This window comes from Vibrio sp. 1978, assembly GCF_033344345.1.
Map to the genome: position 1 here is coordinate 92281 of NZ_JAWPOP010000009.1, position 14968 is coordinate 107248.

General features: G+C 45.0%; 14 protein-coding genes. 3 read left to right on the forward strand and 11 right to left on the reverse strand.

All coding sequences use genetic code 11. The features are described from left to right. Positions 1 to 30: 30 nt before the first annotated feature. A complete protein-coding gene (locus R8N49_RS11150; protein WP_017633858.1) occupies positions 31 to 996 on the reverse strand; it encodes an ABC transporter substrate-binding protein in 966 nt (321 codons plus the stop codon). 330 nt (positions 997 to 1326) lie between these two features. After that, positions 1327 to 1779, reverse strand: a complete 453-nt coding sequence (gene yfbV, locus R8N49_RS11155) for a terminus macrodomain insulation protein YfbV (RefSeq protein WP_005380809.1) — start codon at positions 1777 to 1779, stop codon at positions 1327 to 1329. Between the two features lie 347 nt (positions 1780 to 2126). On the opposite strand from yfbV, the gene R8N49_RS11160 reads away from it, so the two are divergent. From R8N49_RS11160 to R8N49_RS11170, 3 genes are all read left to right on the forward strand, one after another. Then, positions 2127 to 3323 carry an acetate kinase gene (locus R8N49_RS11160; RefSeq protein ID WP_005380807.1) on the forward strand — a complete coding sequence of 399 codons (1197 nt, stop codon included), beginning with the start codon at positions 2127 to 2129 and terminating at the stop codon, positions 3321 to 3323. A 136-nt stretch (positions 3324 to 3459) separates the two neighbouring features. Next, positions 3460 to 5604, forward strand: a complete 2145-nt coding sequence (gene pta / locus R8N49_RS11165) for a phosphate acetyltransferase (RefSeq protein WP_005380805.1) — start codon at positions 3460 to 3462, stop codon at positions 5602 to 5604. A gap of 341 nt (positions 5605 to 5945) precedes the next feature. Next, positions 5946 to 6368 carry a hypothetical protein gene (locus tag R8N49_RS11170; RefSeq protein WP_005380804.1) on the forward strand — a complete coding sequence of 141 codons (423 nt, stop codon included), beginning with the start codon at positions 5946 to 5948 and terminating at the stop codon, positions 6366 to 6368. Positions 6369 to 6481: 113 nt separating this feature from the next. Here R8N49_RS11170 and R8N49_RS11175 read toward each other — a convergent pair whose 3' ends face one another. The 9 genes from R8N49_RS11175 to moaC form a co-directional block, all read right to left on the reverse strand. After that, positions 6482 to 7429: a glutathione S-transferase family protein gene (locus R8N49_RS11175; RefSeq protein WP_042523110.1), complete on the reverse strand. Its 948-nt coding sequence runs from the start codon at positions 7427 to 7429 to the stop codon at positions 6482 to 6484. A 167-nt stretch (positions 7430 to 7596) separates the two neighbouring features. Then, positions 7597 to 8610, reverse strand: coding sequence for a murein tripeptide/oligopeptide ABC transporter ATP binding protein OppF (gene oppF, locus R8N49_RS11180; RefSeq protein WP_005387265.1), 1014 nt, complete (start codon positions 8608 to 8610; stop codon positions 7597 to 7599). Continuing rightward, on the reverse strand, positions 8589 to 9560 hold the full coding sequence (locus tag R8N49_RS11185) for an ABC transporter ATP-binding protein (RefSeq protein ID WP_005380792.1): 972 nt from the start codon (positions 9558 to 9560) through the stop codon (positions 8589 to 8591). The genes oppF and R8N49_RS11185 overlap by 22 nt, the downstream gene beginning before the upstream one ends. A 27-nt stretch (positions 9561 to 9587) precedes the next feature. Next, positions 9588 to 10490: an oligopeptide ABC transporter permease OppC gene (gene oppC, locus R8N49_RS11190; protein WP_017633861.1), complete on the reverse strand. Its 903-nt coding sequence runs from the start codon at positions 10488 to 10490 to the stop codon at positions 9588 to 9590. A gap of 15 nt (positions 10491 to 10505) precedes the next feature. Beyond that, a complete protein-coding gene (oppB, locus tag R8N49_RS11195) occupies positions 10506 to 11426 on the reverse strand; it encodes an oligopeptide ABC transporter permease OppB (RefSeq protein ID WP_005380786.1) in 921 nt (306 codons plus the stop codon). Between the two features lie 128 nt (positions 11427 to 11554). Continuing rightward, on the reverse strand, positions 11555 to 13231 hold the full coding sequence (locus R8N49_RS11200; protein ID WP_017633862.1) for an ABC transporter substrate-binding protein: 1677 nt from the start codon (positions 13229 to 13231) through the stop codon (positions 11555 to 11557). A gap of 531 nt (positions 13232 to 13762) precedes the next feature. Beyond that, positions 13763 to 14218, reverse strand: coding sequence for a molybdopterin synthase catalytic subunit MoaE (moaE, locus tag R8N49_RS11205; RefSeq protein WP_005380781.1), 456 nt, complete (start codon positions 14216 to 14218; stop codon positions 13763 to 13765). Between the two features lies 1 nt (position 14219). Next, positions 14220 to 14477, reverse strand: a complete 258-nt coding sequence (gene moaD, locus R8N49_RS11210) for a molybdopterin synthase sulfur carrier subunit (RefSeq protein WP_186584795.1) — start codon at positions 14475 to 14477, stop codon at positions 14220 to 14222. Continuing rightward, the gene (gene moaC / locus R8N49_RS11215) at positions 14474 to 14953 is read right to left on the reverse strand and encodes a cyclic pyranopterin monophosphate synthase MoaC (RefSeq protein WP_005380779.1); all 480 of its coding nucleotides are present in this window, start codon (positions 14951 to 14953) and stop codon (positions 14474 to 14476) included. Before moaC ends, moaD begins: the two co-directional genes overlap by 4 nt. Positions 14954 to 14968: the final 15 nt, after the last annotated feature.

The window sequence follows — 14968 nt, forward strand, 5'->3', positions numbered from 1 at the left end:
GTGACGGTCTTTACCCCAAAAGAACGTTACTTATTGCATGCTTGTCGCACGTTCAACCACAGAACTTGGCAGCTTGATACCGAGCTTAGATGCTGCGCTTTCATTAATTACAAGGTCAGAACCCGTCGCGACTTTTACATCCAGCTTGCCTGGTTCTTGACCATCAAGAATCGCCGCCACATAATCCGCGGTTTGTACACCAACCTGGTAGTAGTCAAAACCTAAGCCTGCAATTGCACCCTTTTCGACATACGACGTCGCGCCACCAAATACAGGTTTCTTCGCTTGATTCGCTGCCACAATCATCCCTTCAATCGCACTTGCAACTGTATTGTCTGTTGGGGCGTAAAGAATGTCTGATTTCGCTGCAATCGCTTGAGTCGCAGACTGAACATCAGCACTTTTTAGTGCGGTCGCTTCAACCACTTGTATGCCTTTTGCTTTTGCGCTTTCTTTTAGTAATTCAACTAAAGTCACGGCATTAGCTTCACCGGGATTAAATACAACCCCGATGCTTTTCACCTGAGGAAGAATTTCTTGGATGAGATCGACATGCTGAGCAACGGGTGAAAGATCAGACAGGCCAGTTACGTTTTTACCTGGTTGTTCCATCGACTTAACCAATTTCGCACCAACCGGATCTGTTACCGCAGTAAAGACAACAGGAATAGAGCGAGTAGCCGACACCAAAGCTTGTGCCGAAGGTGTCGCGATGCCAACTAACACATCAGGATTTTCGCCGACGTACTGACGGGCAATTTGCACCGCAATCGCTGGATTACCCTGTGCGGTCTTATAATCAAATTCTAGATTTTTGCCTTCTTCGTAGCCTTTCGCTTTCAAACCATCAAGTAACCCTTGGCGCGTCGCGTCTAACGCCGGGTGTTCGACAATCTGTGAAACTGCGACAGTTGCAGTGGCGGCCAGTACATTGGTAGAAGAGAAAATAGCAGTAGCTGATAGAACGGCAGTGGCTAATAAACGTTTCGTTTTCATCATAACTCCTTGATGTGACTTCGTCCTTGTTTCACGAGCTTTCAATATGTGTATCGACTCGTGAATTCAAATGTTTGAAGGCGGTATTGTTGTGTTCATATAACTGTGCACTTCTTGCGCATCTTGTTTTTATTATTACTACTAAGTCTTAGTAAAGAAAAGAAAGATTTAACACTAAAGCAACATTTGTGATCGGGGGGACTTCTTCATCCGGAAAGAATCTTTGGTAAACAAAGCTTCGCTCGCTTCATCAACGACCGTCAAAGTAGGTAATAGAGGCAGGATCAAAAATGGAGCGGCCAGTGCACACTCCATTTCAAACAATTTAAATTAGAACCAACGCTCTAATGACGATTTATCGAGCTGGCGAAACGCTCGGTTCAATATTATCGCAAGCTCTTTGTAACGAGGGCGAGCTTTGACAGGCTCTAATGCAAAACCTGTTTCCACAATTTTTTGATGCAACTCCCGATACCAAGAGGCCAAAGAAGGCGGCAATTTCGTGTTGGATCGAGCACCAAGCCACCAAATGCCTTGAAGTGGCAAGCTAATCGCAAACAAGGCGACAACAATGGATTGAGGTAACGCGTGGTAATTGTTGAATGCCATTTGAGTGAGTACGCTGATCGCAGCAACGGCCGGCATGACTTTAATGCCAAAGCGAGTCGCCTTAATGATACGCTGTTCCGGAAATATGGCGCTTAGCTCTTTACGAACCGGCCAGATCTCCATGTAATTCTGGCCATCTTTCAGGCTATGGATCAATCCGACTTTATTACTCATACCGTTCTCTCACTAAAAAATAGTTGAACATTTCAACTGAAGGTACAAAAAATTGATGAAAGTTAATATTCTTTCAAATTTTTTTTGTTATCATTGCTTATTATCGCTATCCTTTGCAGACCCTCAATCTCATTGTTGCTGTTATTTACAATTTAAGCAACTCCGAGATATCTATCTGCACGGATCGCATCATAGTGATGGAAGGGTTCATCACTATTTCTTTATATGGAATTAGAACAATTTTTGACCAGGATTAGTACGCAGCCTTCTGGGTATCGGCTATTCTTGTGATTAATTTTTCATTCTTTAACTGATTTTTTTATCAGACGAATAACAGGTAGTCATACATGTCTAAGCTAGTTTTAGTTTTAAACTGCGGTAGTTCTTCTCTTAAATTTGCCGTTGTTGATGCCGAGAACGGCGACGAGCACTTGTCAGGTCTTGCTGAGTGTCTTCACCTTCCTGAAGCTCGCATCAAGTGGAAACTTGATGGCAAGCACGAAGCTCAACTAGGCAATGGTGCAGCTCACGAAGAAGCACTAGCGTTTATGGTAGAAACTATTCTTGCTTCTAAGCCAGAGCTTAAAGCTAACCTAGGCGCAATCGGTCACCGTATCGTTCACGGCGGCGAGCAGTTCACTCAATCTGCACTAATTACTGATGAAGTTCTAAAAGGTATTCAAGACGCTGCAACATTTGCACCTCTTCATAACCCTGCTCACATCATCGGTATCGAAGCGGCTAAGAAAAACTTCCCAGAGCTGAAAAACGTTGCTGTATTTGACACTGCGTTCCACCAAACTATGCCTGAAGAGTCTTACCTATACGCTCTTCCATACAACCTATACAAAGAACACGGTATCCGTCGTTACGGCATGCACGGTACTTCTCACTTGTTCATCACTCGTGAAGTTGCAGGCCTACTAAACAAACCAGTTGAAGAAGTAAACATCATCAACTGTCACCTAGGTAACGGCGCATCTGTATGTGCGATCAAGAACGGTCAATCTGTAGACACTTCTATGGGTCTTACTCCACTTGAAGGTCTGGTAATGGGTACTCGCTGTGGCGACATCGACCCTGCTATCGTCTTCCACCTACACGACGCTCTAGGTTACTCTGTTGATCAAATCAACACGATGCTAACTAAAGAGTCTGGTCTTCAAGGTCTAACTGAAGTGACTTCTGACTGTCGTTTCGTTGAAGACAACTACGGTCAAAAAGAAGAAGCAACACGCGCAATGGACGTGTTCTGCCACCGTCTAGCTAAATACGTTGCTGGCTACACTGCTTCAATGGAAGGCCGTCTAGACGCAATCACTTTCACTGGCGGTATCGGCGAGAACTCTGGCCCTATCCGTGAAATGGTTCTAAACCGTCTTGGCATCTTCGGTATCGAAGTAGATAGCGAAGCTAACCTTAAAGCTCGCTTCGGCGGCGAAGGCGTTATCACGACTGAAAACAGCCGTATCCCTGCAATGGTTATCTCTACTAACGAAGAGCTAGTCATCGCTGAAGACACTGCTCGCCTGACAGGTCTTTAATTGAATTCCTGGCTAGCCACTCGGCTAGCCAGATTTTCATTCAAACGAATTTCTTAGGGGCTCAACTCCTATTCTTCGAGCTTCATGGAATAAGAGTTGAGCTTTTATCCCCCAAATAGCTAAAGGTACTCTACGAATGTCTCGTACTATTATGCTTATCCCTACTAGCGCAGGCGTTGGCCTAACAAGCGTTAGCATGGGTGTTCTTCGCGCTATGGAGCGTAAAGGCGTTAAAGTTTCTTTCTACAAGCCAATCTGTCAGCCACGTTCAGGTGGTGATCAGCCAGATCTGACTTCAACTATCGTTGGTCGTAACAGCGATATGAAGATCGGTGAACCAATGGCGATGTCTGTTGCTGAAAGCCTAATCGGTAACGACAACATGGACGAGCTGCTAGAAACCGTTGTTGAACGTTACAACCAAATCAACAAAGACGCAGACGTTACGCTAATCGAAGGTCTTGTACCTACTCGTAAGCACCCATTTGCAAACCAAGTAAACGCGGAAATCGCGGCAACACTTGGTGCAGAAATCGTGCTAGTTGCGACTCCAGGTACTGATAACCCTGCGCAACTGAAAGAGCGTATCGAAGTAGCATGTTCTAACTTCGGCGGCACTAAAAACAAAAACATCTCTGGTGTTATCATCAACAAGCTAAACGCTCCTGTTGACGAAGCTGGCCGTACTCGCCCTGACCTATCTGAAATCTTTGACGATGCAGACAGCGCAAAACAAAACGAATTGAAAGTGATGGAAATTTTCAACACTTCTCCAATTCGTGTACTAGGTTGTGTGCCATGGAGTATTGATCTGATTGCGACTCGCGCAATCGACATGGCTAAGCACCTGAAAGCAGATATCATCAACGAAGGTGACATCAACACTCGTCGCATCAAGAGCATCACTTTCTGTGCACGTTCTCTGCCAAACATGATTGAGCACTTCAAACCGGGTTCTCTACTTGTTACTTCTGCAGACCGTCCTGATGTTATCGTTGCTGCTTCTCTTGCTGCAATGAACGGTGTGGATATTGGTGCAGTACTGCTAACTGGCGGTTACGATATCCCTAGCGAAATCGAAGGCCTATGTAAACCAGCATTCGACACTGGTCTACCTATCTTCAAAGCACAAGGTAACACTTGGCAAACGTCTCTAAACCTGCAGAGCTTCAGCATCGAAGTACCTGCAGACGATAAAGAGCGTATCGAGTTCATCAACGAACACGTTGCTGGCCACATCGACGGTAACTGGATCGAGTCTATGACTGAAGGCACTCAGAAGTCTCGTCGTCTAAGCCCACCAGCGTTCCGTTACCAGCTAACTGAACTTGCTCGTAAAGCAGGTAAGCGTATCGTTCTTCCAGAAGGTGACGAACCACGCACAGTTAAAGCAGCAGCGATCTGTGCTGAACGCGGCATTGCAGACTGTGTACTTCTAGGTAACCCAGATGAAATCCGTCGCGTAGCGGCTCAACAAGGCGTTGAGCTAGGTACTGGTGTAACCATCATTGATGCAGATGCTGTTCGTGAAAACTACGTTGCTCGCCTAGTTGAGTTGCGCGGTGCGAAAGGCATGACTGAAGTTGTGGCTCGTGAGAAGCTACAAGATTCAGTATTCCTAGGCACAATGATGCTTGAGAACGACGAAGTTGACGGCCTAGTTTCTGGTGCTGTTCACACTACGGCGAACACTATCGTTCCTCCGTTCCAAATCATCAAGACGGCACCAAATGCGTCTATCGTATCTTCAGTATTCTTCATGCTTCTGCCTGATCAAGTACTGGTTTACGGTGACTGTGCAATCAACCCAGATCCAACTGCTGAACAGCTTGCTGAAATCGCTATCCAATCTGCTGACTCTGCAGCAGCATTCGGTATCGAACCACGCGTTGCAATGATCTCTTACTCTACTGGTGAATCTGGTAAGGGTGCAGACGTTGATAAAGTACGTGAAGCAACAAAACTGGCTCAAGAGAAACGTCCTGATCTTATCATTGACGGTCCTCTACAGTACGACGCTGCTATTATGGAAAACGTTGCTGCTTCTAAAGCACCAAACTCTCCAGTTGCAGGTAAAGCGACAGTATTTGTATTCCCAGACCTAAACACGGGTAACACGACTTACAAAGCGGTACAACGTTCAGCTGACCTAGTATCTATCGGTCCAATGCTGCAAGGTATGCGTAAACCTGTAAACGACTTGTCTCGTGGCGCGCTAGTAGACGACATCGTGTACACCATCGCTCTAACAGCTATCCAAGCAGACCAAGAAGCTAAATAATCGCTTCTGACATCTAGTTGGATATAGATACAAAGCCCTCGATTCGTCGAGGGCTTTTTCTATTGCTGGCCAGAACACTTATTTGTTTTTTATACCAATCACTGCACAACCTATAATTACTGGTGCACAAAGCTTTTCTCCCTATCGCCCCCATACCTAATCGACATTGCTCGTGCTTGTTCTTACACCGATTGACCCACTCCCCAAAATGCATTGGCTCCAAAGCAGCACGGTCCCTGTTCAATTTATCGGCATTATTTACGTTTTAGCTAAACTTTTTTGCTAGGAAATACGTAAAAGCTACTGCAATGCACAAACTCATTGACTGCTAAGGAATATATATGAAGGATTTCATCAATACATCACTGATAAAGTTTGGTTTAGCTGCGTTTCTGATTAGTTTTTCTTCATTCAGCTTTTCCGCCCCGAGTATTAAAGGCGTCGATCAAGATATGTCCGGAGGAACGGTGACCGCTGAAATGGCTCATGCTGATGACAATGGGTGGATGGTTGTCCACCGAACAGACGAATCAATGAAGCCTGGTCCTGTTATCGGCTACGCTCCGTTAAAAATGGGAAAGAATGAAAACGTAAATGCAATTTTGATGGAACCAGTAGAATCAGGCGATATGCTGATGTTAATGGTCCACGGAGAGAAAGGTGGCATGAAGACTGGTGTGTTTGAGTATACGCTCGGCGCTAAAGAGGACGGTCCTGTAAAAGTGGACGGAAAGCTAGTGATGGACATCGTACGCGCTAAGTAAGGTGACGATGAATGAAAAAGTAAACTCCTACTCCCGGTATTTAGATGACACAAAAGTACTTAACGGCATTGCTAACCGTTAAGTACTTTTTCATTTGCGATGGAAGCAGCAAACTAGCCAATCCTTTCTCTTCCATGAGGAGTATTTAGGTCTAAATCAGGCCCTTTTGGTACAACTTGCGTCGGATTAATCCCAGTGTGGCTGAAGTAGTAGTGGCGTTTAATGTGATAGAAATCCGTCGTGTCTTCGACGCCTTCAACTTGATACAACTCTTTTAAGTAGCCTTGTATATTTTCGTAGTCTGCGATGCGCTGCTTGTTACACTTGAAATGCCCCACATACACCGCATCAAAACGAATAAGAGTCGTAAACAAACGCCAATCCGCCTCAGTAATTGTGTTCCCTGCTAAGTAACGATGCGTCGCTAGGTGAGCATCGATTTTATCTAACGCATTAAACAAAGAATCAAACGCTTCTTCATACGCCTCTTGTGTAGTCGCGAAGCCACAACGATACACTCCGTTGTTGACATTCGGATAAACAAAATCGTTCCACTCATCAATAACGTGTTTTAGATGTTCTGGATAGTAGTCGTCGTGATTCCCTGTTAACGCATTGAATTCCGAATTGAACATGCGAATGATCTCTGACGACTCGTTTGACACAATAGTATTGGTCTTTTTATCCCAAAGTACAGGCACGGTTACGCGGCCCGTGTAATCGGGTTTGGCCTGCGTGTAAATTTGATACATGCGCGTGTGACCAAACAATGGCTCAGGAAGCCCCATTTGCCAACCTTGGCTGAGCATATCAGGGCAAACGACCGTGACATCAATATGTGGTTCTAAACCTTTCAGCTTGCGGAAAATGAGGGTTCGATGTGCCCACGGACAAGCAAGAGAGACATACAAATGGTATCGACCGGACTCTGGTGTAAACTCCGCATCAGGGTCGTTTTTAACCCAGTTACGGAATCCGGCATCTTCGCGCACAAATTTGCCACCATTTGATTTTGTGTCATACCAGACATCTTGCCAAACACCTTCAACCAACTTACCCATGATTGCTCTCCTCTCGTTCTGTTTGTGTCTATATTAGCGTTTCCTATCAAACAGAGAATCATCGAACTTAGGACATCATGTTCAAGAAATTCGAATGTATAAATCAGACACATAAAAAAAGCGCGACCCGATGAAGGTGTCGCGCTTAAGCCCGTCACAGGCTGAATTTATACACTAACGTGTAAACAAGATACCGCGTGAACGTCATTACCTAAAATGGTTGGCTTTGTCTTCGCACACTCTTCGGTTGCTTGTGGGCAACGAGTGCGGAATACACAACCCGACGGTGGGTTGATAGGTGAAGGAAGATCACCCTCTAGCATTTGGATTTTCTTATTGCGCTCAATATCCGGGTCCGGGATCGGAACCGCAGACATTAGCGCACGCGTATATGGGTGCTTAGGATCAGCAAACAGAGCCTCGGCCTCGCCAAGTTCCACGGCATTACCTAAATACATAACTAAAACGCGATCTGAAATGTGTTTAACGACAGACAAGTCATGCGCAATGAATACCAGAGAAAGCCCTAACTCTTTTTGAATCTCTTTAAGTAGGTTAACCACCTGAGCTTGAATAGATACATCAAGCGCCGATACTGGCTCGTCACAAATGATCATCTTAGGCTTAAGGATAAGCGCACGCGCTATCCCGATACGCTGACACTGACCACCCGAGAACTCGTGTGGGTAACGGTTAATCACGTTAGGTAATAGGCCAACTTTCGCCATCATCTCTTTAACGCGATCTTTCACTTCCTGCTTAGACAGTTCTGGATAGAATGTCTCAAGAGGTTCAGCAATGATATCACCAACAGTCATACGCGGATTCAGCGATGCCAATGGGTCTTGGAAAATCATCTGAATTTCTTTACGCGTCTCACGGCGCTGAACGCTTTTCATTTTAGTAAGGTCTTGACCCAACCAAACTACTTGGCCGTCAGTAGCTTCAACCAGACCAATGATGGCACGAGCAAACGTCGATTTGCCACAACCTGATTCACCTACTACACCAAGCGTTTCCCCTTCGTATAGTCGAACGTTCACGCCATCTACCGCTTTCAGGCTCGAAGGCTTTGACCACGGCCATGCCGACTTTGAGGCAATGCTGAAGTGAACTTTCAGCTCAGAAATGTCCAGAATTAGTTTTTTGTCTACTGCGTTCATTTGTTCCAAGCCTCCCATTCAGAAAAACATGCACGCTGACGACCATCACCAAATGGTGTCAGAATTGGCGCCTCGCGCTTACAACGATCCATCACACGGTGACAGCGCTCTTGATAAGGGCAGCCCGGCGGTAGACGAAGCAAGTTTGGTGGATTACCAGGAATGGTCGGCAGAATTTCACCCTCAGTATCGAGGCGAGGAATCGCCTTCAGCAGCCCCTCCGCATAAGGATGGCTTGGATTGTAGAAAATTTCGTTTACGTTGCCGTACTCCATGGTACGGCCTGCATACATCACCAGCACCTTGTCACACGAACCTGCAACCACACCAAGGTCGTGAGTGATCATGATGATCGCTGTGTTGAACTCAGATTTCAGCTCATTCAACAAGTCCATGATCTGTGCTTGTACCGTCACATCAAGTGCTGTTGTTGGCTCATCGGCTATAAGCAGTTTAGGACGACATAACAACGCCATCGCGATCATTACACGCTGACGCATACCGCCTGAAAACTCATGCGGGTACATCGTGATACGCTTACGCGCTTCAGGGATTTTTACCGCTTCCAGCATGCGTACTGATTCTTCAAATGCTTCCGCTTTGCCCATGCCTTTGTGCAGCATAAGCACTTCCATCAACTGATCACTGACTTTCATGTAAGGGTTCAGTGATGTCATTGGGTCTTGGAAGATCATTGCGATCTGTTCCGCACGCACTTTGTTCAGTTCTTTTTCTGGTAAGTTTAGGATTTCTTTGCCTTCAAACTTTGCGCTACCAGAAATAATACCATTCTTAGCCAAAAGGCCCATGATTGCGAATACGGTTTGAGATTTACCTGATCCCGACTCTCCAACGATACCTAAGGTTTCGCCTTGGTTGAGAGAGAAGTTCAAATCGTTTACTGCGGTTACGATACCATCTTGCGTGGTGAATTCGACGCGCAGATCTTTGACATCTAATAAGCTCATCATTGCTTCCTTAATCTTATCTTTTAATTATCTGTCTTTTGGATCCAGCGCATCGCGCAGGCCGTCACCAACGTAGTTGAAGCAGAATAGCGTCACAACCATGAACACTGCTGGGAATGCCAGCTGCCAGATTGCTACTTCCATTGTCTGTGCACCTTCTTGTAGAAGAGCGCCCCAACTTGTCATTGGTTCCTGAACACCAAGACCAAGGAATGATAGGAATGATTCCGTTAGAATCATACTTGGGATAAGCAGCGTAGAGTATACCGCTACAATACCCAGTACGTTCGGTACGATATGACGAGTAATGATTTTCCAGTTGCTTACACCACACACATGTGCCGCTTCGATAAACTCCTTGCTACGTAGACTAAGAGTCTGGCCACGTACGATACGCGCCATATCTAGCCATGCGATAGCACCAATCGCAACGAAGATCAGCATGATGTTACGACCGAAGAATGTTACCAGTACAATCACCAGGAACATAAACGGTACCGCGTATAAAATTTCTAGAATACGCATCATTACGCGGTCAACTTTACCGCCGATGAAACCAGATGCTGCGCCGTAGAGCGTACCAATCAGTACCGCTACAAATGCACCCATAACACCTACCATCAACGAAATACGACCTCCAATTAGCGTACGCACGTATAAATCACGGCCTAAGCTGTCAGTACCAAACCAATGGTCAGCATTCGGTGCAACGTGCATCGCGTACCAGTCAGTATCATCAAATGTGTACGGTGCGATCATTGGCAGGATAATAACCGCCAACGTCATTAGAACAAGAAGGAATAAGCTCACCATCGCCGCTTTGTTGCGCATGAAACGGATACGAGCATCTTGCCAAAGACTGCGACCTTCAATCTCCAAGTTTTCGGAGAATTTCTCAATCGCTTCTAGGTTTTCTTTTTTCGTTAACATAACCAAACGTCCCTGTTAGTAGCGAATTTTCGGGTCAATCATTGCAAGTAAAATATCTACAATCGCGTTGAATAGAATGAATAGGAAACCAATCAGAATGGTTACCCCCATTACTAGCGAGTAGTCACGGTTAAACGCAGCGTTAACGAATAGTTTACCAATACCAGGCAGACCAAAAATGGTTTCGATAACAACGGAACCGGTGATGATACCTACGAAAGCTGGGCCCATGTAAGAAACAACAGGGAGAAGTGCCGGCTTAAGAGCGTGTTTGATAATGATATAACGGTAACTTAGACCTTTAGCACGTGCCGTACGAATAAAGTTACTGTTTAGGGTTTCGATCATCGAACCACGCGTGATACGAGCAAAGGTAGCAACATACAGTAGCGACATACCAATAACAGGAAGCACTAAATACTGCCAGCTACCATCTTGCCAACCGCCCGCAGGGAAGATATTCCAATGAAGCGAGAATATGTAGATAAGCGCAGGCGCTAATACAAAGGATGGCATTACGACACCAAGCATCGCAGTCGACATAATGGTGTAATCAATCCAAGTATTTTGCTTGAGCGCAGCAATGGTACCGACGGTAACCCCCATTATCAAAGTAAAGATAAAGGCGATGAAGCCCACTTTAGCCGAAACAGGTAAGGCAACCGCGATCAGCTCGTTTACTGAGTAATCAAGGTATTTAAATGACGGTCCGAAATCACCTTGGATAACATTGGTCAAATACGTGGTGTATTGTTCAAATACAGGTTTATCCAAGCCATATTTAGCTTCGATATTTGCCATTACTTCGGGTGGCAATGGACGCTCTGTCGAGAAAGGGTTTCCCGGTGCAAAGCGCATAAGAAAGAAAGATACGGTGATCAAAACCAACATTGTTGGGATCGCCTCAAATATCCTTTTTGCGATGAATTTAAGCATAAACTCACTCTTTCAGTCTGTGACAGTTAAATTAAAGAAGTCGTCCAATTCTTTTGGACTAAAGATAGGCGCTACATGCAATTTCTCACATGTAGGGCCTCATTTTTATAGTTCTATCGAGTTACGAATTACTCTGTGATGTAGAGATCTTTAGAGTAAATCTTGTCTTCCGCGTTATTTACTGGGAAGCCACCAACTTTCGGTGATAGTAGACGTGATTTCACGTACTGGTAGATAGGTGCGATTGGCATATCTTTGGCCATCAACTTCTCTGCTTCTAGGTAAAGTGCTTGGCGCTCTTCGTCAGAAGTTGAAGCAAATGCTTTGTTCATGATCGCATCGTACTCTTTGCTGTCGTAGTGAATACCACCAGTAGTGTTATTACTCATCATCAGCGTTAGGAAAGATGAAGCTTCGTTGTAGTCGCCACACCAACCTGCACGAGCAACCTCAAAGTTGCCAGAATCTTTGGTAGATAGGTAAGTTTTCCACTCTTGGTTTTCTAGCGTAACGTCTAGACCAAGCGTCTTCTTCCACATTGAACCCAGTGCAACCGCAAGTTTCTTGTGGTTCTCTGATGTATTGTATAGAAGGTTAAATTCAAGAGGGTTGTCTGCGCCGTAACCCGCTTCTTCCAATAGACGCGCAGCTTCTGCGTTACGCTCTTCTTGCGTCATTTTGCCGTATGCAGGAATTTCTGGGTTGAAACCTGCCGTAATTTCAGGTGTTAGGAAGTAAGCTGGCTTTTGACCTTGACCTAAAATCGCATCAGTCACAATGTTACGGTCAATCGCATAAGAAATCGCTTTACGCACACGAACATCATCAAACGGCTTTTTCTTCGTATTGAAGATGTAGTAGTAAGTACATAAGTTACCGGTTACAGACACTTCTTGTGGGTGCTCTTTCTTCAGACGCTTGAAGTGCTCTGTAGGCAGCTCGTTCGTGAAGTCGATTTCACCCGCTAGGAAGCGGTTCATTTCCGCTACTTGGTTCTCGATTGGTAGGAAAGTAACTTGGTCAAGCGTCGTGTTTTCGTTGTCCCAGTACTGTTCGTTACGTTTTAGAACCAAACGCTCGTTTACAACCCAGTTGTCAACAACATAAGCACCGTTACCTACAAAGTTCTCTGGCTTCGTCCATTGATCGCCGAACTTTTCAACAGTTGCTTGATGAACAGGTTTCACTGTCGTGTGGCCCATCATCATTACAAAATATGGTACTGCAGTATCTAACTCAACCACTAACGTGTGATCGTCAACCGCTTTAACACCTAACTCGCTCTTATCTTTTTTACCCGCAACAATGTCTTTTGCGTTCTTCATCTTGGTGTATTCCATGTACCAAGCATATGGAGAGGCGGTTGCTGGATCGACTGCGCGTTGGAAGCTGTAAACGAAATCACCTGCAGTGACAGGATCACCGTTTGACCATTTTGCGTCTTCACGTAAGTGGAAAGTGTATGTTTTGTTGTCTTCAGTTTCCCAAGATTCTGCAACACCAGGGATAGTGTTACCGTCCGCATCTTGGTTTACAAGGCCTTCAAGAAGATCGCGAATCACGTGGGATTCTGGAACACCTTGAGATTTATGAGGGTCTATTGTCGCAACTTCTGTACCGTTACCACGCACCAATTCTTGAACAGCAGCAAGTTTTGGCTCTTTAGAATCAGATTTAGCTTCAGGGGCTGGAGCCGGAGCAGGCTCAGCAGCTTGTTTCTCCGCAGGCTTTTCACCACAACCAGCTAGAGCGAGAGAAAGACCAGCACCAATAAATAAAGCGCGCGTGATTTTATTCTTATACATGCGTAAAACTCCAAATTTTTTCGTTAGCATCCATGACTTCTTTGTAAGGGCCTGGAACGGTCAGAGTTTTAGATTTTTTTAGTGCACTTTCTGAGCACAAAAGTCTAAAACCTTACAAAGACTGCGGCACACATTAGCAATCATTGAAGTAATTTGCCATAAAAATGTAGCAAAAAAACCAATAATGCTGACCAAACCACACATATCTAGCAGTAAACTCTAACTCCAAAGCATTCACCAGCCAAATAAAGACCAGAAGCGACATTTAACAGGCGAAACTTTCGATTAATCTGAGTTTAAACCATTTACTAGCATCTTATGCTAGATATTTACACATCATTTAACATTTATGACAAATCAAGTCTAACAAATAATTGTTTATATATTGGGCAAAAAACTTTTATTGTGAAGAATATCACCAGACAAAAGATAGGAAATATTGAAACAAAGTGAGCAATACAATGAAGATAAATACAAAAAAAGCTAAGTGCCATTAGCACTTAGCTTTTTTCACTAGAATGCGGGTTAGTTCTATTTTTCCCAACGCTGTGCAGCTTGATGATCGGTGTCGCGCGACTCAATCCAACGATCTTCATTCGTCGTACGCTCTTTTTTCCAAAATGGTGCTTGGGTCTTCAGATAATCCATGATGAACTCGCACGCATCAAATGCCGCGCCGCGGTGCGCACTAGAAACGCCCACAAATACAATTTGATCACCGCTATCCATGTCTCCGACGCGATGAATCACGCGTACACCTAATAGTGGCCAGCGAGACTCAGCTTGATCACAAATGTCGCTCAAGCTCTTCTCTGTCATCCCCGGATAGTGCTCTAGATGTAAACCAATGACATTATCCCCAAGGTTCATATCTCGAACTTTACCAACGAATGTAACGACAGCGCCGGCAGCCGTCCCTTCAGATAGACGTTGATATTCTTGCTCAACCGAAAAGTCTTCAATTTGTACAGAAACACGAGAATCCATCTTAACCCCCAGTTACCGGCGGGAAAAACGCAACTTCGTCACCTGCTTTTACTTGTGTATCCAGAGGGACGATGGATTGGTTCACTGCAGCAAGTAGCTTTCCTGGCTCGAGCGCTAAATCCCACTTGCCATCTTTCTTAGTGCCTTCTTCCACTAGATGTGCACGAATTGATTCAACCGTTTCAAACGGCCTGTCTAACTCGACACTGTCGATGCCAATCAGCTCGCGAGTTTGAGCAAAGAAAAGTACTTTAATCATGATTCCACCTTAAAGTGACCAGATTTACCACCCGTTTTCTCCAGTAGACGAACTTGACCAATGACCATGTCTTTTTGTACTGCTTTACACATATCGTAAATCGTTAGAGCAGCAACGGAAGCTGCCGTGAGCGCTTCCATTTCCACACCAGTTTTACCCGCAAGTTTACATACTGATTCGATGCGAACTTTGTTTTCTGCTTCGATAGCTTCCAGTTGAACTTCAACTTTAGAGAGTAGTAGCGGATGACAAAGTGGAATCAAATCCCAGGTTTTCTTCGCAGCTTGAATACCAGCAATACGAGCCGTCGCAAATACATCACCTTTGTGGTGCTGGCCAGAGACAATCAGTTGAAGTGTTTCTGGGGCCATGTGAACAAATGCTTCAGCACGAGCTTCACGAACCGTCTCCGTTTTTGCTGACACGTCAACCATGTTTGCTTCGCCAGAAGCATTGATATGTGTAAATTGGGTCATTGTTTTTCCTTCGCT

What these genes read in the sequence shown, in the direction of transcription:
- R8N49_RS11150 (WP_017633858.1), bottom strand. Translation starts at nt 996, where the DNA reads ATGAAAACGAAACGTTTATTAGCCACTGCCGTTCTATCAGCTACTGCT.
- yfbV (WP_005380809.1), bottom strand. Translation starts at nt 1,779, where the DNA reads ATGAGTAATAAAGTCGGATTGATCCATAGCCTGAAAGATGGCCAGAAT.
- R8N49_RS11160 (WP_005380807.1), top strand. Translation starts at nt 2,127, where the DNA reads ATGTCTAAGCTAGTTTTAGTTTTAAACTGCGGTAGTTCTTCTCTTAAA.
- pta (WP_005380805.1), top strand. Translation starts at nt 3,460, where the DNA reads ATGTCTCGTACTATTATGCTTATCCCTACTAGCGCAGGCGTTGGCCTA.
- R8N49_RS11170 (WP_005380804.1), top strand. Translation starts at nt 5,946, where the DNA reads ATGAAGGATTTCATCAATACATCACTGATAAAGTTTGGTTTAGCTGCG.
- R8N49_RS11175 (WP_042523110.1), bottom strand. Translation starts at nt 7,429, where the DNA reads ATGGGTAAGTTGGTTGAAGGTGTTTGGCAAGATGTCTGGTATGACACA.
- oppF (WP_005387265.1), bottom strand. Translation starts at nt 8,610, where the DNA reads ATGGGAGGCTTGGAACAAATGAACGCAGTAGACAAAAAACTAATTCTG.
- R8N49_RS11185 (WP_005380792.1), bottom strand. Translation starts at nt 9,560, where the DNA reads ATGAGCTTATTAGATGTCAAAGATCTGCGCGTCGAATTCACCACGCAA.
- oppC (WP_017633861.1), bottom strand. Translation starts at nt 10,490, where the DNA reads ATGTTAACGAAAAAAGAAAACCTAGAAGCGATTGAGAAATTCTCCGAA.
- oppB (WP_005380786.1), bottom strand. Translation starts at nt 11,426, where the DNA reads ATGCTTAAATTCATCGCAAAAAGGATATTTGAGGCGATCCCAACAATG.
- R8N49_RS11200 (WP_017633862.1), bottom strand. Translation starts at nt 13,231, where the DNA reads ATGTATAAGAATAAAATCACGCGCGCTTTATTTATTGGTGCTGGTCTT.
- moaE (WP_005380781.1), bottom strand. Translation starts at nt 14,218, where the DNA reads ATGGATTCTCGTGTTTCTGTACAAATTGAAGACTTTTCGGTTGAGCAA.
- moaD (WP_186584795.1), bottom strand. Translation starts at nt 14,477, where the DNA reads ATGATTAAAGTACTTTTCTTTGCTCAAACTCGCGAGCTGATTGGCATC.
- moaC (WP_005380779.1), bottom strand. Translation starts at nt 14,953, where the DNA reads ATGACCCAATTTACACATATCAATGCTTCTGGCGAAGCAAACATGGTT.